This is a genomic window from Pseudomonas sp. P106(2024) (genome assembly GCF_057480815.1).
Genome location: NZ_JBLIYU010000020.1, coordinates 55,236 through 77,667 on the forward strand (window position 1 = coordinate 55,236; position 22,432 = coordinate 77,667).

Below are 22,432 nucleotides of genomic sequence, written 5' to 3' on the forward strand. Positions count from 1 at the left end.
CTGCAACCTGTGCGAGAATGCCGCCCGCTTCATAGTCAACGCAACGGAGATGTACGGTTTTGGTTACCCACTATTCCACCAATGGCCTCGATTCCGCCTGTGGGCGCAGCAGTCAGACCCTGGTCAGCACTGCCGTGACCGAGGACGTATCCTGCAAGACCTGCCAGCGTTCGCTGGCCAAGCCGGACACGGCTGCCGCCAGTGCCAACAAGACGCCGTCGCTGGCCGAACTGCGCAAGCAGGCCATGCCTGCGGTCGAGGCCGTCACCCCGGCGGCTGGCAAGCCTGTTGCCGCGCCCGCCAAGGCCGCGAGCAAGCCCGCCGCCAAGGCTGCGGAAAAACCTGCCCGCAATGGCGGCTTCAGCGTCAAGGCCGCCTGGGCCGCGCGCCTGGCCGAGCAGTCGGACCGTTGCCGCCTGCCGCGCGGCAAGGTCAAGCAAGCGCACGTCTGAGCCTGCGTCACCTTGATCGCGGGCCAACCCCGCTCCCATGCAACAACGCCGTGGCGTGGGAGCGGGCTTGACCCGCGGTAGCCGCCGAACGGCGCCGCCATCTACCCATCTGTGCAACGCCGCGAGTTGGCGTAGAATGGCCCACTTTGTTCAACGACACCCCGTAATCACATCCCCCTGGCCCATGCCGGGGCGCGTGTCTTTACCTATCTGATAGAGGGCTTGGTTTTGGCTCAATACGTCTACACCATGCATCGGCTGAGCAAGGTCGTGCCGCCGAAGCGGGAAATTCTCAAGAACATTTCCCTGTCGTTCTTCCCTGGCGCCAAGATCGGCGTGCTGGGCCTGAACGGCGCGGGTAAATCGACCCTGCTGCGGATCATGGCGGGCGTCGACAAGGAATTCGACGGCGAAGCCCGTCCGATGCCCGACATCAACGTCGGCTACCTGCCCCAGGAGCCGCAGCTGGATCCGACCAAGACCGTGCGTGAAGTGGTCGAGGAAGCGGTCAGCGTGATCAAGGACGCCCAGGCCCGCCTGGACGAGGTCTACGCCGCCTACGCCGACCCCGACGCCGACTTCGACAAGCTGGCCGCCGAGCAGGCCAAGCTCGAGGCTATCCTGCAGGCCGCCGACGGTCACAACCTGGAGCGTCAGCTGGACGTTGCCGCCGACGCCTTGCGCCTGCCGGCCTGGGACGCCAAGATCGAGCACCTGTCCGGTGGCGAGAAGCGCCGCGTGGCCCTGTGCCGCCTGCTGCTGTCGGCTCCCGACATGCTGCTGCTGGACGAACCGACCAACCACCTGGACGCCGACTCGGTGGCCTGGCTTGAGCGTTTCCTCCACGACTTCCCCGGCACCGTGGTGGCGATCACCCACGACCGTTACTTCCTCGACAACGTCGCCGGCTGGATCCTCGAACTGGACCGCGGCGCCGGCATCCCGTACGAAGGCAACTACTCGGGCTGGCTGGAGGCCAAGTCGGAGCGTCTGGCCCAGGAATCCAAGCAGCAGAGCGCCCACGAGAAGGCCATGAAAGAGGAACTGGAGTGGGTGCGCAAAGGCGCCAAGGCCCGCCAGTCCAAGTCCAAGGCCCGTCTGCAGCGTTTCGAAGAGATGCAGTCGCAGGAATTCCAGAAGCGCAGCGAGACCAACGAGATCTACATCCCGGCCGGTCCGCGCCTGGGCGACAAGGTCATCGAGTTCAAGAACGTCACCAAGGGCTACGGTGATCGCGTGCTGATCGACAACCTGTCGTTCGCCATGCCCAAGGGCGCCATCGTCGGCGTGATCGGCGGCAACGGTGCCGGTAAGTCGACCCTGTTCCGCATGCTGATGGGCAAGGAGCAGCCGGACTCGGGCAGCATCGAGATCGGTGAAACCGTGCAACTGGCCTGCGTCGACCAGAGCCGCGAGGACCTGGACGGCAGCAAGACCGTGTTCCAGCAGATCTCCGACGGTTCCGACCAGATCCGCATCGGCAGCTACGAGATTCCGTCGCGCACCTACGTCGGCCGCTTCAACTTCAAGGGTGGCGACCAGCAGAAGTTCGTCAAGGACCTCTCCGGTGGTGAGCGTGGCCGCCTGCACCTGGCCCTGACCCTGAAGGAGGGCGGCAACGTCCTGCTGCTCGACGAACCGTCCAACGACCTCGACGTCGAAACCCTGCGTTCCCTGGAAGAAGCCCTGCTGGACTTCCCGGGCGCCGCCATCGTGATTTCCCACGATCGTTGGTTCCTGGACCGTGTGGCCACGCACATCCTGGCGTACGAAGACGACTCGAGCGTGGTGTTCTTCGAGGGCAACTACACCGAGTACGAAGCCGACCGCAAGAAGCGCCTGGGCGACGCCGCTGCCCAGCCGCACCGTGTACGACACAAGAAACTGGCCCAGTAAGCCGGATTTCGCTGCACAGCAATGGGGCCCTTCGGGGCCCCATTTTTGTGCCTGGCATTCGAGCGTCGGCGGGGCAAGGTGGAAGCGGGCTTGCCTTGCGATAGCCGGGTTCAAGCCGATCAGCCAAGCAAGATCCTGTGTCTAGAATTTTGTATACACTTATAGAAAACGCACCAAATAATTTCATAAAAACGACATTGCGCCCTGTTCCAGTGCGATTGGTTCTTGGTACATTCGGGAAAAAACCAAAAACAATCCCTCTTGGTGAGATGTCTACCATGATCGAATCTGTCGACGATTTCCTGGCCCGCCTGCAACAGCGCGACCCGGCTCAGCCCGAGTTCCACCAGGCCGTGGAAGAAGTGTTACGCAGCCTGTGGCCGTTCCTCGAACAAAACCCTCACTACCTCAAGGCCGGCATCCTCGAGCGCATGGTCGAGCCCGAGCGCGCGGTGCTGTTCCGCGTGTCATGGGTCGATGACCAAGGCAAGGTGCAGGTCAACCGCGGCTACCGCATCCAGATGAGCAGCGCCATCGGCCCGTACAAGGGCGGCCTGCGCTTCCACCCGTCGGTGAACCTGGGCGTGCTCAAGTTCCTGGCCTTCGAGCAGGTGTTCAAGAACTCGCTGACCTCGCTGCCCATGGGCGGTGGCAAGGGCGGTTCGGACTTCGACCCCAAGGGCAAGAGCGACGCCGAGGTGATGCGTTTCTGCCAGGCGTTCATGAGCGAGCTGTACCGTCATATCGGTGCCGACCTTGATGTACCGGCCGGTGATATCGGCGTCGGCGCCCGTGAGATCGGCTTCCTGTTCGGCCAGTACAAGCGCCTGGCCAACCAGTTCACCTCGGTGCTGACCGGTAAGGGCATGACCTACGGCGGCAGCCTGATTCGCCCGGAGGCCACCGGCTACGGTTGCGTGTACTTCGCCGAAGAGATGCTCAAGCGTCAGGACAAACGCATCGACGGTCGCCGCGTGGCGATCTCAGGCTCCGGCAACGTCGCCCAGTACGCTGCGCGCAAGGTCATGGACCTGGGCGGCAAGGTGATCTCGCTGTCCGACTCCGAAGGCACCCTGTTCTGCGAAGCCGGCCTGAACGACGCGCAATGGGATGCGCTGATGGAACTGAAGAACGTCAAGCGCGGCCGCCTCAGCGAGCTGGCCGGTTCGTTCGGCCTGGAGTTCCGCAAGGGCCAGACGCCGTGGTCCCTGCCGTGCGACATCGCCCTGCCGTGCGCCACCCAGAACGAACTGAACGCCGAGGACGCCCGTACCCTGCTGCGCAACGGCTGTATCTGTGTGGCCGAGGGCGCCAACATGCCGACCACCCTGGAGGCTGTGGATATCTTCATCGAGGCCGGCATCCTCTATGCGCCGGGCAAGGCTTCCAATGCCGGTGGCGTGGCCGTGTCGGGCCTGGAGATGTCGCAGAATGCCATGCGCCTGTTGTGGACCGCGGGCGAGGTGGACAGCAAGCTGCACCACATCATGCAGTCGATCCACCATGCGTGCGTGCACTATGGCGAAGAGGCCAATGGCAGCATCAACTACGTCAAGGGCGCCAACATTGCTGGCTTCGTCAAGGTCGCTGATGCGATGTTGGCGCAGGGCGTGGTTTGATTCGAGGTCATGGGGGCTGAAGTCTTGGCAAGACCGCTCCGCAGTCGCTTGTGCTAATGACTTAGTACTAATACTTGCGTCACCAGGCTTCGTCTACAGGATGAAATCAGCTTGATTTCATAGGTTTGCGCAGCGCCCGCCGTCCTCTACCACAGGTACTAACACCAAGTTGTGAACTACCTGTTTCGCTCTCCTCGGCTTTCACTGCTGGTTGTGAGTACAACAACCAGCAGCGGGAGTCTTCCCATGAACACTCAAGCGTGGATCAGGGCCGCAACGGCGCTGACGATGGTCATGTCCCTGGGCCTCACCGGTTGCAGCAGTGGCGGAGGTGGGCATCACAGTGAGGTCGATGGTTCCTCGGCCGACGGCGGTACGGGCGCAGGCACCGGTGCGGGTGCTGGAGACTCGGGCGGCGGGGCCGGTGGCGGTGGCACGGGCACCGGTGGTGGCAGCACCCCGGGCGATGGCAGCGCAGGCACGGGTGGGGGCAGCGGCGGCTCCGGCGGCGGCACCACGCCCGGCGGCGGCGATGGCGGCACGGGCGGTGGCACGACCCCTACCGCCCTGGTCACCGGCCAGGTGGTCGATCAACTGGGCAACACCGTCTCCGGTGTCGGTGACGGCGTGAGCAACCTGGGCCAGGTGATCGGCTCGCTGCCCATCGCCGGCGATACCTCGCTGACCGGCGGTGTGGGCGCGCTGGTCTCGTCCGCCGGCAACGCGGTGGACAGTGTCGGCAGCGGCTTGAGCGACGGCCTGGGGCAACTGGGCACTGGCAACAATGCCGTGGGTACCACGGTCGGCGTGGTCGGCGCGGCAACCGCCGACCTGGGCACGGGGGTCTCTGGCCTTGGCCAGGGCGTGACCGGACTGGCCAGCAACGGGCCGGTCGAGCAAGTGCCGGTGGTCAACCAGCTGGTCGCCGGGGCCGGGCAGGGTGTCGACCGGGTCGGCCAGGCGGTGACCATGCTTGGCAACACGCTCTCGCCGGTCGGCACCAGCGGTCCGCTGGCCGGTGCGACCCAAGGCGCGAGTGATGCCCTGGTGCCGGTGGTCTCGCTGGTGGAAAACACCACGGCCAACGTCACCCGGCAGACCGGGCTCGCCGGCCCGCTCAACCAGGCGTTGAATCAAACCGGCACGGTCCTGAACCAGGCCGGCCAGCAACTGGCGGGTTCGGGCAATCCACTGGGCACCACGCTTGGGCAGGCAGTCGCCAATACCGGCACCACCGTGAGCACCGCCAGCGGGCTGGCGCCGGTCACCGGCGGCGCGCGTACCGGGCTGCTGGAAACCGCTGGTGGGGTGGTGGCAGGTGCCGGTAGTGGCTTGGCCGCGAGTATTGGCAGCCCGACGGTTGGCGGTATCGGCGGCAACGTGGTGCAGGCGGGCAACAGCGTTGCCAGCCTGGGCCCGGTGCTCGGCGGCAACGGCGTGACCAACACGGCGGCAGGTGCTCCTGCCGCGGCACTCACCCAGCAGGTGGGCAGCGGACTCAGTCCGGTGGTCGCCGGTGTGTCCAGCGTGACCCAGCAGATCGGTGCCAGCACGGGCGCGGGAGCGCCGGTGGCCGGGTTGCTGAACCAGGTGGGTGGCGCGGTGGGTACCGTCGGCACGCAATTGACCGGCGCCACGGCCAACCCGACGGTCAGCCAGCTGGGCGCGACAGTGACGGCGGTGGGCGCAACGGTCGGCCAGGCCGGCACCCTGGTCAACGCCAATGGCGCACAGGGCAGCGGTCTCGGCGGCGCCCTGGGTGGCTTGACCGGCGCCCTGGCAGGCGGGCAGCGCTGACGCGACGGGCTACGCTAAAGGTGAGTGAGGCCGACCGGTGCGCCGTGCGTCGGTCGATCACCCTGTCACCCTTGGATCATGGAGTGTCCGAATGCGCCGATTGCTGGTGACGATGCTGGCGCTGTCCGTGGCCAGCCTGGCCCGGGCCGAACCCCTGCCGAGTTTTCTCAACAGCAACGAGACCGAGCGCCGCCTGCCCACGCCGAATTTGCCGGTGGATGCCTATCGCCCCGGCCCCGCCGGCCTGCACGTGCCCACCGTGGACAGCGCGCGCCAATCGCCGCTGTTGATGAGCACGCAGGTGGCGGTGCGCAAGGTGCGCTTCGAAGGCGGCACCGTCTATCCATTGAGCGACCTGCGCGAGCATTTCCAGCCGTTGATTGGCCGTGAGGTGACACTCGCCGAGCTGATCGAGGTCACCCGTCGCCTGACCCAACGCTACCAGCAAGACGGGTACTTGCTTTCGTACGCCTACCTGCCGCCCCAGGACTTCGCCGATGGTCGGGTGCGGGTGGTTTTGGTGGAAGGCTACATCCGCGACTATCAGGTACAGGGCGATATCGGCGCGGCGCGCGCCTACCTGGACCAGTTGATGGACCGCCTCAAGGCCGAGCGTCCGCTGACCCGTGAGAGCTTCGAGCGCTACACCAGCCTGGCCGGGCGCATCCCCGGGGTGACCTTCCAGGCCCAGGTACCGCCCCCGGCCACCACCGATGGCGCGACCCGGCTCCTGGCCCAGGTCTCGCGCAAACCGATCACGACCACCCTGAGCCTCAACGACGGCAGCCGCGACGACCTGCAGGCGCTGATCGGCGCCAGCAGCAACGCGCAAACGCGTTTCGCCGAGCAACTGAGCGCCAGCGTGCTGGTGCCGCCCGGCGAAGACAAGGAGCATTACTACCGCCTCGACTACAGCCAGTTCCTCGATGCCGAGGGCTCGAAGCTGCTGTTGTCGGCCTCGCGCTACCGCAGCGATCCCAAGGCGCGCATCCGCCTGGACAACGGCATCGACCTGACCCAGCACCGCGAGAACGATCGCTACTCGATGGGCATCAGCCAGACATTGATCGCCTCGCCCAGCGAATGGTTGGAGGTGGTCGGGCGCTTCTACGTGGTCAACGACCGCATCGACTACCAGGTGGTGGGCTTTCCGTTGCGCCTGGACAGCCAGACCGATATTCGTGCGCTGTCCTTCGAAGGGGACTGGCGCAAGGCCGAGGCACGGCGCCTGCGCATCCTCAGTGCCGGTGTCTACCAGGGCCTTGACCGCCTGGGGGCCAGCACCAATGCCGACTACGACCTGGACTTCCTGCGCCTGCGGGTATCGGGGGTGCAGAGCGACAACTTCACCGACAACTGGCAGGGTGTGGCCTCGGCGGCAGCCTACTGGAGCAACGACAGCCTGCCCGACAGCGAACGGGCGGTGTTCGGCGGGCAGAACTTCGGGCGGGGTTATCCCAGCGACCAGGGCTCGGGCGACAAGGGCTGGGGGTTGGCCTACGAGCTCAACTACAGCTTCCGGCGTGACGGCGCCTGGCTCAAGGTCGTGCAGCCGTATGTGGCACTCGACACGGCGCGGGCCTGGTTCAACGCGCTGGACGTGAAGGACACGAAGATGTCATCGGCGGCGCTGGGGCTGCGGTTCGGCGATATGCGCTACTACAACATCGCGGTCGAGGTGGCCAAGCCGATGTCGGACATCGCCCTGGACAGCTTCAACCGGCGGCCACGGCTGAACCTCAGTTTCAGTTATCAGCTGTAGGAGCGCGCAAGCTATTTGACGGCCTGCATCAATGGCTTGGGAAACAGGTTCTCCAGCGTCTCGAGTAGCCGTGCGTGGTAGATCGGCTTGCGGAACAGGTCGAGCACCTGCAGCCGCAGCAGGTCGCTGACATCGTCCATGTCGGCATGCCCGGACATCACGATCACCGGCAGGTGCTGGCGCGCGGTGTGCTCACGCAGGCGCTGCACCAGGCCCAGGCCGCTTTCCTCGGGCATGCGCAGGTCGGTGATTACCAGGGCGACATCGGGGTGGCGGGTCAATTGCTGCAGGGCGCAGCGCACCGAGGTGGCGGTGTGGCAACAGAAGCCCTCGTTCTCCAGCAGCTCGGCCAGTTCCAGAAGGGCCTCTTCCTCGTCGTCCACCAGCAGGATCTGTTGACGCAAGGAAGAGGTCGGCATGGTCGGCTCCAGGCAGTGGGACTACACGTCATGCAGGTGCTGCGGTCACTGGGTGATCGCGGTCTTGATGGTGGTCATGATGGCCGATACCTCGGTCGAGATCGGCGTGACGAAGCCGGCCAGCACCACCGCCACCATGGCCGCGATCACGGCGTATTCGATACCGGAGGCGCCGTCCTTGCGCTGGAGGAAAGCCCTTACATGGATGAGGATCTGTTGCAGCAGCATGGCACTACTCCTTGCGCTCGATGGGCGCCGGTCGGCGGGGCTTGATAAGTGATACCCCTTTGCCATCAGAGCATTGCCAAGCTGTGGCGACCTGCAAATGTAAGAAGGCATTAATCCAAAAGTATTGGTTGTAATTGGCGATGCTAAGTTTTTGTTTTGCCGACGCGTCAATTTCATGGCTCTAAAAATGCGGTGCAGGTAATGGCGAAAGATTGCGGCTCAGCTACCGTCCAATAGCGAAATAGTTACCTTTTGCCATCATTGGTCCCAGGCGTGGGGGGAGAGCGCAGATGAGCAGTCGCCTGACCATGATCCTCGCCGGCCTGTTCCTGATCGCGGCCTTGCTCGCCGGGTACTGGGGCCTGCGTTTGAGCCGCCCGGCCGAGCCCGCGCCAGCGCCATTGGCGCCTCCGAGCGAAGCGGCGATCCCCGCCGCGCCCGTCCCCGTCGCCCCTCCCGAGCCGCCGCGCTCGCCCATCGTGGTGTTGCGCAGGGCGGTGCCGGCCAATACCCCCTTGAGCGAGGACGATGTGCTGGTCGAACGCCTGCAGGTGGTGCCGGCCGGCGCCTTCCAGCAACTCGACCAGGTGCTTGGGCGCCGCAGCACCCGGCCCCTGGCGGCAGGCAGTTGGCTGGAGGAGTCGAGCTTCCAGGCCGGCGGACCGCTGGCGCGGATGATCCGCCCCCACGAGCGCGCCGTGGCGGTGGCCGTCGACGATGTGATCGGCGCCGCCGGGCAGTTGCGCCCGGGTGACTTCGTCGACGTGCTGCTGTTTCTGCGCGAGGAGAACAACAACCCGCAGTCCTCCGCCCAGGTGGTGCTGCCGGCCCTGCGCGTGCTCAGCGTCGACCAGCAGACCGGCCTGGCCAACGACGGGCGTCCGGCGCAGACGGCCGAAGAGCAGAAGGCCCGTCGCGACCAGCAATCGCTGAACAGCAACACCACCCGCACCGTGGGCCTGGCCGTGCCAGAAGCCCTGGCCAGCCGGCTGATGCTGGCGGCCCAGGCCGGGACCTTGCGCCTGGCGGTGCGCAGCGCCGAGGAGCCACTGCTGGCGGCCTACTGGTCCGGCCAGGACGCCAGCCCGCAGTTGCAGAGTGCCAACCGCGACCTCTATCGCTTCAGCCAGCTGTCCCAGGTGCCCCTGGCCAGCCAGACGGCCGCTGCCGCGGCCGGCGCCCCAGCGATGCAGATCATTCGCGGCGCCCAGAACGGCGATAACAACAAGACTCCCTGAACCGGCAAGGATGCGATCCATGCGTAGTTCTTTGCGTGTTACTCCACGAGGCGGATGGCTGGTCCCGGCGCTGCTGGTCCTGGCCCTCCTGGCGCCGACTGCGCAGGCGGCGGCCAAGGGTTGCGCCGCGTTCGGCCAGTTGCCGTCGGTGATCGAGATGGACCAGGGCCTGCAGCAGGAACTGCGCCTGCCGGTGGCCATCACCCGGGCGGCGGTGGGCGAGCCCAAGGTGGCCGATGTGCAGCCCAGCGGCGAGCGCGCCGTGCTGCTGACGGCGGTGGGGCAGGGCACCACCAGCCTGATGCTGTGGACCGACTGCACCGCGCAGCCGCACCGGGCCATGTTGTTTGTCAAGGGCCGGGCCAGCGCCGACATGACGGAAACCGCGCAACTGCCCTCCGCCCAGGAGGACCTGCCGGTGCAGGTGCAGGCTGATATCCGCTTCGTCGAAGTGCGCCGCCTCAAGTACAAGGAGGCCGGGGCGCGGTTGTTCTTCAAGGGCTCGAACAACAGCCTGATCGGCTCGCCCGGCACCGTGCCCGACACGGTGGTGCGCCCGGGCTACGTGCCGAGTACCACCACTGCTCCGGGCTCGACCAACTACGCCGACGCGCGCCCCGGCATTCCCCTCGACAACAGCGTCTTCAACATCGTCTGGGGCGGTGGCAGCAGCCGCTTCCTGGCAATGATCAACGCCCTGGAGAACAGTGGCTTCGCCTACACCCTGGCGCGTCCCAGCCTCACCGTGCTGAGCGGCCTGACCGCAAGTTTCCTGGCCGGTGGCGAGATCCCCATCCCGGTGCCCAGCAGCGGCAGCGACAACGTGTCGATCGAGTACAAGGAGTTCGGCGTGCGCCTGGCGCTGACCCCCACGGTGGTCAGCCGCAACCGCATCACCCTGAAGGTCGCCCCCGAGGTCAGCGAGCTGGACTTCAACAATTCGGTGGTCATCGCCGGCACCCGGGTGCCGGGGCTCAGCGTGCGGCGTACCGATACCAGCATTTCCCTGGCCGATGGCGAGAGCTTCATCATCAGTGGCCTGATCAGCAGCAACGTGCGTTCGAACGTGGACAAGATGCCGGGCCTGGGCAACCTGCCGATCATCGGTGCGTTCTTCCGCCAGTCGGCGCTCAATCGCGAGGAGACCGAGCTGTTGATGATCGTCACCCCGCACCTGGTCCAGCCGCTGGCCGCCAATGCGCGCCTGCCGGAACTGCCGGGCGAGGCGTTGCGCACCTACGACCCCAGCTGGGGCCGCCTGTTCTTCATGGAAAACGGCAACTTCGAAGGCCGTGGCGGGTTGTCCCAATGAACGAAAGCCTGAACCAGACCTACCTGGCCCTGACCCGCACCGACGAGGACCTGCACTGGCTGCAGGGCGCGCTGGCGCCGCTGGGGCAGGTGATCGGCGCCAGCAGCCCGAACCTCGACGAGCTGCTGGCGCTGGTCGACATGACCTTCAGCAACCTGGTGTTCATCGGCCTGGACCGCGAGCAGTTGATCGGCCAGTGCGCGCTGATCGAGGGCATGCTCGAAGCCAAGCCGATGCTGGCCATCGTCGCCCTCGGCGACGGCATGGACAACCAGCTGGTGCTGCACGCCATGCGCGCCGGCGCCCGCGACTTCGTCGCCTATGGTTCGCGGGCCAGCGAGGTGGCGGGGTTGGTGCGGCGCCTGGGCAAGCGCCTGCCGACGGCCACCAGCAACCCCAGCCTGGGCGGCCTGACCGTGCTCTTCGGCACCCAGCGCGGCGCCGACGGCGCGCTGCTCACCACGCACCTGGCGCGGGTGGTGCAGGAGAGCGGCCAGCAGACCCTGTTGCTCGACCTCGGCCTGCCTCGGGGCGACAGCCTGGCCCTGTTGGGCCTGGAGGCCTCGTTTCATTTCGGCGACGCCCTGCGTCACCTGCGTCGGCTCGACGCGACCCTGATCGACAGCGCCTTCACCCGCGACAAGGGCGGCTTGCGCATCCTGGCCTATGCCGACAACGACGAAGCCCTGGCACAGTCCAGCGCCGCCGAGCTGTACATGCTGCTCAGCGCCTTGCGCCAGCACTTCCAGCACATCGTCGTGAACCTCACCGGCCAGGCCGACAGCGAGGCCCTGCGCACCATCGTCAGCCACTGCGACAAGCTGATCGTCTACACCGACCAGAACATCATCGACTGCCGGCGCAACCTGGACGTGCTCGAACAGTGGCGCGACCGCGGCATCAAGCTCGAACACGCCAGCCTGCTGGTTGACCGCTACCTGCGCCATGTGGCGCCGGATGCCGACGCCCTGGCCAAACGCTACGGGCTGGCCTTGCTCAAGGTCATGCCCTACAGCCCGGAGGTGCGCCTGAACGCTAAGAACCAGGGCTTGAGCCTGTTCGAGCTGGCTCCGCGCGAAGGCCTGACCCAGGCCCTGCGCGGCCTGGGCGAGCGCCTGGCGCAGCGCTCGGAAAACCTGGCGCCGGCAGGCCAGGGCTGGCTCAACCGGCTGTGGGGCAACCGATGAGCAATGAAGAACCCTTTGGCGGGCCGCGCCATGCGGCCAGCGATCCGCAGGTGCTCAAGCGCGCCCTGCACCGGCACGTCATTGACGCCATCGAGGACAGCGGTCGCAACCTGCTCGAAGGGGCGCGCCCGGTGCTGGCGCAGTTCGTCCTGGAACAGGTGGGCGACTATGTGGCGCGCCTGCGCCTGGCCCTGTCGCGCTACGAGATGGAGCGCCTGGCCGAGGAGATCGTCGACGAGCTGACCGGCTACGGCCCGCTGGAGGTGCTGCTGCGCGATCCGAGCGTCACCGAGATCCTGGTCAACGGCCCGTACCGGGTGTTTGTCGAGCGGGCGGGGCTGTTGCAACAAACCGACTTGCGCTTCATCGACGCGCATCATGTCGAGCGGGTGATGCAGCGCATCCTTGCGCCCCTCGGGCGGCGCCTGGACGAGTCGTCGCCGATGGTCGACGCGCGCATGCCCGACGGCAGCCGGGTCAACGCGATCATCCCGCCGGTGGCCCTGGACGGGCCATGCCTGTCGATCCGCAAGTTCCGCCAGGACATGCTCAAGAGCGCCGACCTGCTGGCCACCCGGGCCATCGACCAGCCGATCTACGACTTCCTCGAACGCGCCGTGGGCCGACGTTGCAACATCCTGGTCAGCGGCGGCACCGGCACCGGCAAGACCACCTTGCTCAACATCCTCAGCCAGATGATCGCGCCCCAGGAACGTCTGGTGACCATTGAGGATGTGGCCGAGCTGCAACTGCATCACCCGCATGTGGTACGCCTGGAGACCCGCCCGCCAAATGCCGAGGGCCATGGCGAGATCAAGGCCAGCGAGCTGATCCGCAACGCCCTGCGCATGCGCCCCGACCGCATCATCCTCGGCGAGATCCGCGGCGCCGAGGTGCTCGATGTGATGACCGCGATGAACACCGGCCACGACGGTTCGATGAGCACGGTGCACGCCAACACTGCCCAGGACGCGCTGCTGCGCCTGGAGACCCTGGTCGGCCTGACCGGCCGGCAGGTGGCCGAGAAAACCCTGCGGCAGATGATCTGCGCGGCGCTGGACGTGGTGATCCAGCTGACCCGACTGGCCGATGGCCGGCGCTGTGTCAGCGAGGTGCTGGAAGTGGTCGGCGTGCGCGATGATGTGTATGTGACGAACACCCTGTTCCGCCTCGACCGGCGCAGCGGCGACGGTTTCTTGCGCGAGGCGCCGAACCCCGCGGGAAACAAGCTGCGCCACGAGGGCGTGCTGTGATGGGCCCGCTGCTGCTGGCACTGTCGCCCTTGTGCCTGGGCATGGCGCTGCTGCTGTTGCGCCTGGGCCTGTACAAGCGTGGCGAGGAGCGCATCCTCGAACGCCTGGGCCGGGCCTACCGCGCCGTGCGCAGCGGCAATGCCCGGCGCGACTGGCTCGACCCGTTGCTGCAGCGGGCGGGCCTGGCCCATGCCGAATTTTCCCCCAGGCCGTGGCTGTTCGCCTGGTTGGCGCTGACCGTGCTCGCCGGCCTTGTGGCTGGCTGGGTGGTGGCGTCGATGGTGCTGTTCGGCCTGCCGCTGCTCGGCCATTTCTTCCTGGCCTGGCGCTGCCGGCGGCGCCTGCAGCAGATCGTCCAGCAACTGCCTGGCCTGCTCGACTACAGCGTGCGCAGCCTCAAGGCCGGTCGCACCCTGAACGAGGCGGTGCTCGGCGGCGTCGACAGTACTCGCGAGCCGCTGCGCTCGGCGATGCTGAGGGTACGGCGCAACGTGCAGCTGGGTGTGCCGCTGGAGGATGCGGTCAATGAATTCGCCGAACTCTATGGCCAGGCCGAACTGCGCATGTTCGCCCTCGGGCTGCGCATCAACCAGCGTCACGGGGGCAATGCCAGCGAGCTGATGGAGAACCTGATCAAGCTGATCCGCGAGCACGAGCAGGGCGACCGGCAACTGCGCGCCATGACCGGCGAAACACGCATTACCGCGTGGATCCTCGGCGCGCTGCCGTTGGCCATGGTCGGCTACTTCCTGTTCGCCAACCCCACCTACCTGCTGGCCATGTGGCACGACCGCAGTGGGCAACTGATGCTGCTGTTCGCCTTCGCCCTGCAGGCCGTCGGCTGCCTGGTGCTGTGGCGCATGATGAGGAGCCTGTAAGCATGGCCTTGTTGCTCTGTGCGCTGTTCCTGTTTGCCGCGTTCGTGCTGCTGGCCTTGCAGGTCGGCCAGCAATGGCGGGCCCGGCAGCGGGTGGCGCGACGCCTGCAGGGACGGCTGGTCCGTGACGAGCGGCTCGGCGACTGGCTGCAGTGGCTGGGCAGCAGCCCGCTGGGACGGCGCCTGCAACGGCTGGATGGCGAGACCCAGGCGCTGCTCGATCGCCTGGGCTGGCGGCGCAGCCGGCAACGGGCGTTGTTCGCCGCCGTGCAGTTGGGCTTGCCGCTGCTGGCGGTGGGCGTGGCGCTGCTGCTAGGCCATGGCTTGCCCGGGGAAAACCGCGGGCACTGGGGCGTGCTGGTGCTCTGCGCGATGGGTGGGGGCTACCTGCTGCCCAAGCGCTTGCTGGTGTTGGCGGCGGCGCGGCGCCAGCGGCAGATCGCCCAAGAGGTGAGCCTGCTGATCCCGCTGCTGCGCATCCTCTTTGAAACCGGGCTGGCGGTGGAGCAGGCCCTGCGGGTGCTGGCCCATGAAGGCCGCAGCCTGGTACCGAACATCAGTGACGAATTGCGCCTGGTCCTGCAGCGAGTCGACTCAGGCCTGGCCCTGGGACCGGAGCTGGAAAAGACCGCGCGCCTGCTGGCGGTGGACGAGTTGATCGACACCTGCGTCATTCTCCAGCAACTGCTGGTGCAGGGCAGTGGCTCGATGAAGTCGCTGCTGGCGCTCAAGGAGTTGCTTGACGACCGGCGCCTGACCGGCCTGCAGGAACGGGTGTCGAAGATGTCGGCGAAGATGTCGGCGGTGATGATGGTGTTCCTGTTCCCGGCGTTGCTGATCGTCCTGGCCGGGCCAGGTTTTTCCGCGCTGGCGCGGGCCTTGGGCTCATGAGGGGATAAATGGATATGAAAGCGATCCTGACGTTGATCGGCCTGTTGCTGCTCACCGGTTGCGCCGGCCAGCCCCCCGAAGGCCTGGCCCGTCTGCTCGGCGGTGGCACCTGTGGCAAGCCCGATGCCGACCAGCAACTGAGCCTGGACATGGCCGACCAGATGATCAGCGAAGGCCGCCCGCACGCGGGCCTGGCCCACCTGGAACAGCTGCCTGACACCCTCGACCAGGTCCGCCTGCGCAAGGCCAAGGTACTGCGCCAGCTCGGGCGCGGCGAGGCCGAGCCGCTTTACCGCAGCCTGCTCGGCGGCTGCCTGGCCGCCGAGGGCGAGCACGGCCTGGGCCAGCTGGCTTCGGCCCGTGGCGATGACGTCCAGGCCTTGCGCAACCTGCTGCGGGCGGTACGCCTGGCACCCACCGACGAGAAGGTGCGCAACGACCTGGGCGTGGTGCAGATGAACCTGGGCAACCACGAACAGGCGCGCTTCGAGTTCCTCACCGCCATCGAGCTCAAGGACGACAACCCGCTGCCAGCGGTGAACCTGGTGACCCTGTCGCTGGTGCAGGACAACTGGCGGCAGGCGGAAGATTTGGTCAATCGCCTGCGCCTGAAGCCCGAGCAATTCGCCGAGGCCCAGGCCCGGGCCCAGCGCATCAGGTCCAACGGGCGCGGCCCACTGGCGGCGACCGAGTCTTCGGCCGCGGCCATCAACTGATCGGGAGGTGATCATGTTCAAGCCCTGGATTGTCCTGGCCTGCCTGGCCGCACCGCTGCTGGCGCAGGCCGAAGAACCTGTGCGCCAGCCACGCCCACAGACCGCCACCGAGGCCCTGCTGCAGGTACAGGCGAGCAATCGCCAGGCCTCCAGCGTGCGCCAGGAACAGACCGACAAGGAACGCGACCAGGCCATGCAGCGTTGGCTGGACAGCTACAAGTACGCGATTCCGGATTTCTACCGCTGGACCAAGATCAGTTCGTCGAACAATTGAGCACTTGAAGCTGTGGCACGATCGTGTAGGAGCGGTATTCACAAGGTCAGTGCGTGGTAAACCGCTGATGCACCGGCGACGAACGCGGAGTCAACGCCAGCGCCAACTGCGTGCGGTTGTGCATGTGGGTCAGGCGCAGCACCTGCGACACGTACAGCTTCACTGTGTTCTCGGTGATGCCCAGCTCGCAGGCGATCTGGTAGTTGGTCTTGCCCTTGCTTACCAGCCGGGCCACTTCAAGCTGGCGCGGTGACAGCTTCTCGAAGGCGGCGGGCAGCTCCGCCTCGCCGTCCTCGGCATCGCTGGCGCGACGGTGGGTGCCCTGGCCACGGGCTTTTTCCAGGTCCTGGTAGAGATCATCGATGGACTCGGCCAACTCCTGCAGACGCTGGTTGAGGCTGCCCAGCTCGCGGAAGTTGCGGCGCCGTTCGAGCAGCGCCGCTTCCTGGCGGCGCACGCCTTCGAGCAGTTCGTCGAGGTCCATGGGCTTCTGGTAGTAGTCGGCGAAGCCCTCGCGCAGGGCGCGGATCACGTCCTGCTTGTCGGCGCGGCCGGTCAGCATGATCGCCTCGAACATGCGCTGCGGCCCTGCGTTTTGCTTGAGGGTGCGGACCAGCTCGATGCCATCGCGCTCGGGCATGTGCAGGTCGCACAGGATCAGGCCGATGGTCTCGTCGGCCTTGAAGCAGTCGATGGCCTGGCCGGTGGAATGGGCGGGGACGCAACGGTAGCCCTCGCTTTCGAGAAATTCGCACAACTCTTCGACGATCACTGGCTGGTCGTCGACTACCAGCACTTTCACCTCACTGACGGACTTGTTCACGATCAACTCCCTGTTGTATCGGCTCTGCTCCCGGGCCAGAGGCTCTGGCAGGTAGAAAAGTAGTCGCACTTTGCAATTATGTACATGCATCTAGCTCATGGAAGCGACCCAGCGGTCGGTTATTGGATCCAGACGGCCGTCAACAGGAAGCCGGCCAGCACATACGGGGCAAAGGGCTGCTTGTCGCCGACCTGTTCGGCCAGCGCCTGCAGGCGCTTTTTCACCTTGGGATTGAGCAGGGTCCACAGACGCCGCCGGCCGAACATCCAGGCGAGCACGGTGACCCCGGCGCCGATGAAGGTGCCGAGCACGTATTGCGGGCTGGTGGCCAGGGCCAGGGCGCCCATCAGCTTGACGTCGCCGGCGCCGAAGCGGCCGAGCATGTAGCCGGGCAGGGTGAGCAGCATGACGATGGCCAGGGCCCAGCCGGCTTCGCTTGCGTCGGCGCCGATCCAGCTGCGTCCGGTGGCGAACAGCCAGGCCAGGGCGCACGCCGCGACCCCGAGGGTCAGGGCGTTGGAGATTTGCCGTTCACGGACATCTTGTTCGGTGCACAAGGCAAGCCACATCAGGAGAACAATGCTTTGCATTGGCAAATTGCCATCCCTATTCGTTGAACGGTTCTATGCTTTCAGACAGGTCTCACAGTCAGGGTAGACGCGATCATGAAAGCAAGCCCGGCGGGACAGCAAAAAGGCGCGGCAGCCATCGAGTTTGTCGCGGTATTCATGGTGTTTTTCGCGGTGTTCTACGGGCTGGTCAGCTACGCCTTGCCGATGCTGATGCTGCAGTCGTTCAACCAGGCCAGCAGCGAGGCGGTGCGTCGCTGCGTGGCCGTGGACCCCGCCAGCCAGACCTACGAGCTGGACGTGCAGGGGCTGGCCCGCCAGGTGATCGGCCAGCAGTTGGCGTGGATGCCCAGCGCGCTGGGATTCAACGTGCTCACTGACACCCGGGTCACCGTCGGTGTGGACAAGGTGCTCACGGTGGTGATCGACTACCCGCGCTCGCGCCTGACGCGGGTGCTGCCGACCCTGGTGCTGCCGGTGGTCGGTGACGTACCGAAGCTGCCCGCGCGGCTGCAGGCCCAGGCGAGCCTGCAACTGTGAGTGGTGGCCTGTTCGATCGCTGGTTCGCCGCGCCGGTCCCGGCCCAGACGTCCGAGGTGACGCCGGCCATCGGTCTGCAGCTGTGGCTCGACGACCAGGCGCGGGTGTTGCGTCTGGCCGGTCCGCTGCGCAGCCTGCTGGCACTTCCCGCTCAGGCGGGCGCGCGGGTGCACGATTATCTGGAGCGTCACAGCTGGCTGGTGCTCGAAGGGCAGCCCGCCGACTGGCAGGGCCAGCCCCTGGACCTGGATTTTCACACCGTCATGGGCCATGCGCTGCACACCCGTGGCTGGCTGCAGCGCCACGAACAGGGCTGGATGCTGCAGCTTTTCGACATCGGTGACCTGCTGCGCGAGCAGCGCTGGGACCGCCAGCGCCCCTTGCTCGGCGAGATCGGACACGCCCTGCGCGAATGTGGCAGCGAGCGCCTGCTACAGACGGCCCGCGAACAGTTGCACAGCCTGGCCGAGCACTGGCAGGCGGCCGCGTTGCGGCTGATGCTGCGCGAACCAGGAGGCTGGCGCCACTACGCCAGCAGCGACGAGACCTGGCCCTGGCCCGACGATCGCAGGCTGCGTGAGCGCCTGGACCGCTGGCCGGCCCATACCCTGGTCGAGGTCGATGACGACCCCGAGCTGCTTGCCCTGTGCGGTGCTGCGTCGTTGTTCCTGGTGCCCTATCGTCAGGGCCTGGAGGCCGAGGCCTGGGTGCTGTGCGCCGGGGCGCGGCAGGCGCCTGCGGTCGACATGGCCCTGGCGCTCGTACGGACCTTGACCGAGCCGCTGCTGGTGCGCCATCGCCGCCAGCAACTGCAGCACCAGGCCCATCACCTCGATGACCTGCAGCGCCAACTGGGCGCGGGATGGTGGGAGTGGCCGGCGCACGGCGAGCTGCAGCTGGACCCGGCCCTGGCCGCGACCCTCGGGCTGGCGAATCGGGTCAGCCTTGGCCAATGGCTCGCCCGCCTGCACCCGGCGGACCGCGAGCCGGCGCAACTGGCCCTGGACCAGGCCCGTGACGGGCAGGCGCTGAGCCTCAGCGTGCGCCTGCCGGGTCACGATCCCCAGGCGCCGCCGCGCTGGTTCCATTGGGCCGGCCAGGGCCAGGCCGGCCAACTGCGCGGCTTCCTGCTCGATATCAGCGCCCTCAAGGCCCAGGAGCAGCAGGCCGGCGCGGCCCGTGCGCGGCTGGAGAACCTCATCGCCCGCTCGCCCGCGGTGATCTACGTGCAGCGCTATGCCGAAGGCGCGCTGCACAGCGACTTCTACAGCGCCAGCCTGGCGCCGTTGCTCGGCTGGGCGGCCGATAGCGAGCAGGCGCGCCAGCCGGGCCTGGCGGTGCATCCGGACGACCGTCCGCTGTGGCTGGAGCGCACCCGCGGTCTGTTGCGCGATGGCCAGGTACGCTGCCGCTATCGCCTGCGCGATCACCTTGGCGGCTATCACTGGATGCTTGACGAAGCCCGCCTGCTGCGTGACGACCTCGGCCAGCCGCTGGAGGTGGTCGGCCTGTGGCTGGACGTCAGCGAGGCCACGGAAGCTGCCGAGCGCATGCGCCAGAGCGAGGAGCGCTACCGCGTGCTGGTGGAAGACTCGCCGGCGATGATCTGCCGTTATCGCCCGGACCTGACCGTGCTGTTCGGCAATCGGCCCTTGGCCGACTACCTGGGCTGCACGCCCGGGCAGTTGCAGGGCGCGGACCTCGGGCAATGGTTGTCCGCCGGCCAGCGCGAGGCCTTCCTCCTGCGCCTGCGGGCGCTGACGCCGGAGCAGCCGGTGAGCAGCGCGGAGATCTGCCTGCAACTGCCCGGCCGCGAGCATGCCTGGTGGGTCTGGGCCGACCGTGGGTTGTTCGATGCCGAGGGCAACCTGCTGGAGGTCCAGGCCGTGGGCCGCGACAACACCGAAGTGCGGCGCAGCCAGCAGCAACTGCTGCAGGGCGCGAAGATGGCGACCCTGGGCGAGCTGGCCACCGGTTTGTTGCACGAGATCAACCAGCCGCTCAACGTCATGCGCATGGCGGTGGTCAACACCCTCAAGCGTCTGGAGAACGGCGCTGCCGATCCTGTTTATCTGGAAGACAAGCTGCGCCGTATCGAGGCCCAGGTCGAGCGCGCCGCCCGGCTGGTCGACCATATGCGGGTGTATGGCCGGCGCTCGGCGGTCGAGCGCGAGCGCTTCGCCGCCTGGGCCGCGGTGCAAGGCGCCCAGGCGTTGCTTGAAGAAGGCCTGCGCGGCAAGGGCGTGACACTGCGCCTGGAACCGCCCGAGGCCTTGGCCCAGGTGCTCGGGCATCAGGATCAGCTGGAACAGGTGCTGATCAACCTGATGGTCAATGCCCGTGACGCCTTGCTGGAAAAGCAGGTGGCGCAGCCGTGGATCCGGGTACGCCAGACGCTGCATGGCGGGTGCCTGTGGTTGCTGGTGGAGGACAACGCCGGCGGGATCGATCCGCAGCTGCACGAGCGGATCTTCGAACCCTTCTTCACCACCAAGCCGGCCGGGGTCGGCACCGGGCTGGGCTTGTCGGTCAGCCATGGCATCGTCAGCCAGATGGGCGGCCGCCTGAGCGTGGACAACGGCGTCGAGGGCGCGTGCTTGCGGGTCGAACTGCCCCTTCACAGCACCAGTTGAGCGTGGCCGCTGGCGCAGCTGAGGTTGGTGCCGACCTGGGCGTCGAGCAGGTCGATACCCAGCACCTTTAGCAAGCCGTTGACCAGGGGATCGAGCAGGGGGCTGAGCAGGTTCTTGATGACCGGCTCGAGGATGTTCTTCACCCCGTCCAGCAGCCCGGCGGTGAGCACCAGCACCTGGCCGAGGCCGCCATTGCCGGTGGGCTTGTAGGCTTCCAGGTGGATGCCCGCCAGGGTGTCGGACAGACTCGCCACCACCTGCGCCTGGTCGCTGTCCATGGGTTGGTAGGCCGGTTCCTGGCCGATTTCGGTCGGGGCATGGGCACCGCTGAACAGCAGGGGCTTTTCCACTGGGCCACTGCCCAGCAGCTTGCTGTCCACCCGCAGGCCGATGCCACCGCCGGCGTAGGGCACCCGCGTGCCGCAGGACGGCGGCAGGATCAGCAGGCGGCTGCAGACATTGGTGCCGATATCGATGACTGGCAAGGCCTTTACCACGGTGGTGCCGTTGCTGAGGAAGTCCGCCGGTGAATCGAACCTGCCGATGGCGATTTTCGCCGCCGAGCGCTGGGTGAGGGTGGTCAGGCTCTTCGGGCTACAGGTGTAGTTGTCGGGCGGTGCCGGGCGCAGGCGGCTGCTGCCTTCGGCGACTTCGATGCCGATATCGATATGCACCTGGCCGTCCAGCAGCTTGATGTCGCTGACCTTGCACGGAATGCCCAGGGCGCAGGTCAACGATTGCACGGTGCCCAGCAGGTTCAGGCTGAGCAGGTTGTTGAGCACGTTGGTCAAGGGTGCCGCGAGGTCCAGCACCGCATTGAGCAGCCCGGCGATGCCGCTTAGCAGGGGCAAATCGAGGGAGACCAAAGCGCGGATCTGGGCGGTATGAACGCGCAACTCGTCCGTGCGCGGGTCACCCACCGCCGAGATCTGCGGGGGCTCGATCACCCGCAGTTGCACGCGGCCATTGACCAGCCCGAGCACATTGATCGGCAGGTCGGCGTTGACGGCGTTCTCGCTGGCCGCGAGTTGGATCACCCCTTGCACCAGTTGCAGCAGCTGGATGCTGGCGTCCAGGCCAGCCTGGGCCGTGCCGTTCTGCAGGTCGAGCAGCTCGCCCAGTTGCAGGCCGCCCACCGGCAGGTCCGCCGCCAGCTTGCCCAGGTTGGTGATCACGTCGACGGCGGCGGCGCTTTGCTGCAACACCTTGACCGCGGCCTGCAGCAGGACGGTGGCGCTGGTGTCGGCGTTGAGCAATTGCTGGTAGTCGCCGATATCCAGGTGCAGGTCCACCGCCAGTTGGTCGAGGTACTTCAGCAGGTTTAGCTGGGTGTTGGCGATGCCCTGCCAGCCCAGCACATCGAGCTGCGCCGAGCCGCCCAGGGCCTTGAGCAGGGCGTTGAGCACCGAGCCCTGGGTCGAGTTGACGGTGGCCAGGGTAGTGCGGATGCTCAGCCGCGCCTGGGGCGTCCCGGGGGTGGCTGCCACCGCGCTGGCACGCAGGGTGGTGGTGCGGGCGATGGCGCCACCCTGGACCAGCGCGTACACCCCGCCAGCGACGCTGGTGACCACCACGTTGCTGACCTCGACCCTGATCGCCTCGTGACGCACGTTGTCGGCGGTGAACGTGCGCAGGTTGTCGAGGCCTGTGCGCAGGTAGCCGCAGTTGGCAATCAGGGGGTTGAGAGGCGAGTGGCCGTTGCGGGTGGCCGCGGTGCGGGCCAGGGTGGAGGCCTGCGGGCCGCTGCCGCTGCAGACGCCGCCGTGCTCGGCGGCTTCCAGGGCGGCCATGTCGGCGATGCGCTGCAGCTTGCGTTGTTCGAGGTAGAGGCGGCCGCTGTCAACGGTCAGGAGCATGAACACCAGGGCCAGGCCCATGGTCAGCGCGGCCATCAGGCCGATCGCGCCGCGTTGGCGCACAGCGGAACGGGGAACCACGGGCACTCC

General features: G+C 67.0%; 20 protein-coding genes. 15 read left to right on the forward strand and 5 right to left on the reverse strand.

Going from position 1 to position 22,432, the window contains the following annotated elements:
- The first annotated feature begins 59 nt into the window (after positions 1-59).
- The 5 genes from AC25M7_RS23255 to AC25M7_RS23275 all read left to right on the forward strand — a co-directional run bounded on the left by AC25M7_RS23255 (position 60) and on the right by AC25M7_RS23275 (position 7,526).
- Entirely contained in the window at positions 60-452 is a 393-nt protein-coding gene (locus AC25M7_RS23255) for a hypothetical protein (protein WP_062362092.1), read from the forward strand.
- Between the two features lie 228 nt (positions 453-680).
- A complete protein-coding gene (gene ettA, locus AC25M7_RS23260) occupies positions 681-2,348 on the forward strand; it encodes an energy-dependent translational throttle protein EttA (RefSeq protein WP_028691353.1) in 1,668 nt (555 codons plus the stop codon).
- A gap of 278 nt (positions 2,349-2,626) precedes the next feature.
- Complete coding sequence (gene gdhA / locus AC25M7_RS23265) at positions 2,627-3,967, forward strand: NADP-specific glutamate dehydrogenase (protein ID WP_028691354.1); 1,341 nt, start codon at positions 2,627-2,629, stop codon at positions 3,965-3,967.
- Positions 3,968-4,213: 246 nt separating this feature from the next.
- The gene (locus tag AC25M7_RS23270; RefSeq protein WP_288518933.1) at positions 4,214-5,764 is read left to right on the forward strand and encodes a collagen-like triple helix repeat-containing protein; all 1,551 of its coding nucleotides are present in this window, start codon (positions 4,214-4,216) and stop codon (positions 5,762-5,764) included.
- A 91-nt stretch (positions 5,765-5,855) separates the two neighbouring features.
- Positions 5,856-7,526, forward strand: a complete 1,671-nt coding sequence (locus AC25M7_RS23275) for a ShlB/FhaC/HecB family hemolysin secretion/activation protein (protein ID WP_486971512.1) — start codon at positions 5,856-5,858, stop codon at positions 7,524-7,526.
- 11 nt (positions 7,527-7,537) lie between these two features.
- Here AC25M7_RS23275 and AC25M7_RS23280 read toward each other — a convergent pair whose 3' ends face one another.
- On the reverse strand, positions 7,538-7,945 hold the full coding sequence (locus AC25M7_RS23280) for a response regulator (protein WP_028691357.1): 408 nt from the start codon (positions 7,943-7,945) through the stop codon (positions 7,538-7,540).
- Between the two features lie 45 nt (positions 7,946-7,990).
- The gene (locus AC25M7_RS23285) at positions 7,991-8,173 is read right to left on the reverse strand and encodes a Flp family type IVb pilin (RefSeq protein ID WP_028691358.1); all 183 of its coding nucleotides are present in this window, start codon (positions 8,171-8,173) and stop codon (positions 7,991-7,993) included.
- A gap of 290 nt (positions 8,174-8,463) precedes the next feature.
- Here AC25M7_RS23285 and cpaB point away from each other — a divergent pair, with 290 nt between their 5' ends.
- From cpaB to AC25M7_RS23325, 8 genes are read left to right on the forward strand one after another with little or no spacing between them, the layout of a single operon-like run.
- On the forward strand, positions 8,464-9,411 hold the full coding sequence (gene cpaB, locus AC25M7_RS23290) for a Flp pilus assembly protein CpaB (RefSeq protein ID WP_186597269.1): 948 nt from the start codon (positions 8,464-8,466) through the stop codon (positions 9,409-9,411).
- A 19-nt stretch (positions 9,412-9,430) separates the two neighbouring features.
- Positions 9,431-10,723, forward strand: a complete 1,293-nt coding sequence (locus tag AC25M7_RS23295) for a type II and III secretion system protein family protein (protein WP_069017044.1) — start codon at positions 9,431-9,433, stop codon at positions 10,721-10,723.
- The gene (locus tag AC25M7_RS23300) at positions 10,720-11,910 is read left to right on the forward strand and encodes a CpaE/TadZ family protein (RefSeq protein ID WP_028691361.1); all 1,191 of its coding nucleotides are present in this window, start codon (positions 10,720-10,722) and stop codon (positions 11,908-11,910) included. Before AC25M7_RS23295 ends, AC25M7_RS23300 begins: the two co-directional genes overlap by 4 nt.
- A complete protein-coding gene (locus AC25M7_RS23305) occupies positions 11,907-13,163 on the forward strand; it encodes a TadA family conjugal transfer-associated ATPase (RefSeq protein ID WP_028691362.1) in 1,257 nt (418 codons plus the stop codon). Before AC25M7_RS23300 ends, AC25M7_RS23305 begins: the two co-directional genes overlap by 4 nt.
- Positions 13,160-14,041 (forward strand): type II secretion system F family protein, encoded by an 882-nt coding sequence (locus tag AC25M7_RS23310; RefSeq protein WP_028691363.1) that lies wholly within the window; start codon positions 13,160-13,162, stop codon positions 14,039-14,041. Before AC25M7_RS23305 ends, AC25M7_RS23310 begins: the two co-directional genes overlap by 4 nt.
- 2 nt (positions 14,042-14,043) lie before the next feature.
- Positions 14,044-14,931, forward strand: a complete 888-nt coding sequence (locus AC25M7_RS23315) for a type II secretion system F family protein (RefSeq protein ID WP_062362079.1) — start codon at positions 14,044-14,046, stop codon at positions 14,929-14,931.
- 14 nt (positions 14,932-14,945) lie between these two features.
- The gene (locus AC25M7_RS23320; protein WP_028691365.1) at positions 14,946-15,647 is read left to right on the forward strand and encodes a tetratricopeptide repeat protein; all 702 of its coding nucleotides are present in this window, start codon (positions 14,946-14,948) and stop codon (positions 15,645-15,647) included.
- Between the two features lie 13 nt (positions 15,648-15,660).
- Complete coding sequence (locus AC25M7_RS23325; protein ID WP_028691366.1) at positions 15,661-15,921, forward strand: DUF3613 domain-containing protein; 261 nt, start codon at positions 15,661-15,663, stop codon at positions 15,919-15,921.
- A gap of 46 nt (positions 15,922-15,967) precedes the next feature.
- Here the strand turns inward: AC25M7_RS23325 and AC25M7_RS23330 are convergent, their stop codons facing one another.
- Together AC25M7_RS23330 and AC25M7_RS23335 are read right to left on the reverse strand one after the other, a co-directional pair.
- Positions 15,968-16,750: a response regulator gene (locus AC25M7_RS23330; protein WP_189660374.1), complete on the reverse strand. Its 783-nt coding sequence runs from the start codon at positions 16,748-16,750 to the stop codon at positions 15,968-15,970.
- Between the two features lie 113 nt (positions 16,751-16,863).
- Positions 16,864-17,334 (reverse strand): A24 family peptidase, encoded by a 471-nt coding sequence (locus AC25M7_RS23335; RefSeq protein WP_028691368.1) that lies wholly within the window; start codon positions 17,332-17,334, stop codon positions 16,864-16,866.
- Between the two features lie 75 nt (positions 17,335-17,409).
- Here AC25M7_RS23335 and AC25M7_RS23340 point away from each other — a divergent pair, with 75 nt between their 5' ends.
- Positions 17,410-17,853 carry a TadE family protein gene (locus tag AC25M7_RS23340; RefSeq protein ID WP_028691369.1) on the forward strand — a complete coding sequence of 148 codons (444 nt, stop codon included), beginning with the start codon at positions 17,410-17,412 and terminating at the stop codon, positions 17,851-17,853.
- A complete protein-coding gene (locus AC25M7_RS23345; protein ID WP_308280963.1) occupies positions 17,850-20,486 on the forward strand; it encodes a PAS domain-containing sensor histidine kinase in 2,637 nt (878 codons plus the stop codon). The genes AC25M7_RS23340 and AC25M7_RS23345 overlap by 4 nt, the downstream gene beginning before the upstream one ends.
- Here the strand turns inward: AC25M7_RS23345 and AC25M7_RS23350 are convergent.
- Complete coding sequence (locus tag AC25M7_RS23350) at positions 20,471-22,423, reverse strand: pilus assembly protein TadG-related protein (RefSeq protein WP_486971513.1); 1,953 nt, start codon at positions 22,421-22,423, stop codon at positions 20,471-20,473. The two genes, AC25M7_RS23345 and AC25M7_RS23350, sit on opposite strands and share 16 nt — an antisense overlap.
- Positions 22,424-22,432 lie beyond the last annotated feature (9 nt).

What these genes read in the sequence shown, in the direction of transcription:
- gdhA (WP_028691354.1), top strand. Translation starts at nt 2,627, where the DNA reads ATGATCGAATCTGTCGACGATTTCCTGGCCCGCCTGCAACAGCGCGAC.
- AC25M7_RS23270 (WP_288518933.1), top strand. Translation starts at nt 4,214, where the DNA reads ATGAACACTCAAGCGTGGATCAGGGCCGCAACGGCGCTGACGATGGTC.
- AC25M7_RS23275 (WP_486971512.1), top strand. Translation starts at nt 5,856, where the DNA reads ATGCGCCGATTGCTGGTGACGATGCTGGCGCTGTCCGTGGCCAGCCTG.
- AC25M7_RS23280 (WP_028691357.1), bottom strand. Translation starts at nt 7,945, where the DNA reads ATGCCGACCTCTTCCTTGCGTCAACAGATCCTGCTGGTGGACGACGAG.
- AC25M7_RS23285 (WP_028691358.1), bottom strand. Translation starts at nt 8,173, where the DNA reads ATGCTGCTGCAACAGATCCTCATCCATGTAAGGGCTTTCCTCCAGCGC.
- cpaB (WP_186597269.1), top strand. Translation starts at nt 8,464, where the DNA reads ATGAGCAGTCGCCTGACCATGATCCTCGCCGGCCTGTTCCTGATCGCG.
- AC25M7_RS23295 (WP_069017044.1), top strand. Translation starts at nt 9,431, where the DNA reads ATGCGTAGTTCTTTGCGTGTTACTCCACGAGGCGGATGGCTGGTCCCG.
- AC25M7_RS23300 (WP_028691361.1), top strand. Translation starts at nt 10,720, where the DNA reads ATGAACGAAAGCCTGAACCAGACCTACCTGGCCCTGACCCGCACCGAC.
- AC25M7_RS23305 (WP_028691362.1), top strand. Translation starts at nt 11,907, where the DNA reads ATGAGCAATGAAGAACCCTTTGGCGGGCCGCGCCATGCGGCCAGCGAT.
- AC25M7_RS23315 (WP_062362079.1), top strand. Translation starts at nt 14,044, where the DNA reads ATGGCCTTGTTGCTCTGTGCGCTGTTCCTGTTTGCCGCGTTCGTGCTG.
- AC25M7_RS23320 (WP_028691365.1), top strand. Translation starts at nt 14,946, where the DNA reads ATGAAAGCGATCCTGACGTTGATCGGCCTGTTGCTGCTCACCGGTTGC.
- AC25M7_RS23325 (WP_028691366.1), top strand. Translation starts at nt 15,661, where the DNA reads ATGTTCAAGCCCTGGATTGTCCTGGCCTGCCTGGCCGCACCGCTGCTG.
- AC25M7_RS23335 (WP_028691368.1), bottom strand. Translation starts at nt 17,334, where the DNA reads ATGCAAAGCATTGTTCTCCTGATGTGGCTTGCCTTGTGCACCGAACAA.
- AC25M7_RS23340 (WP_028691369.1), top strand. Translation starts at nt 17,410, where the DNA reads ATGAAAGCAAGCCCGGCGGGACAGCAAAAAGGCGCGGCAGCCATCGAG.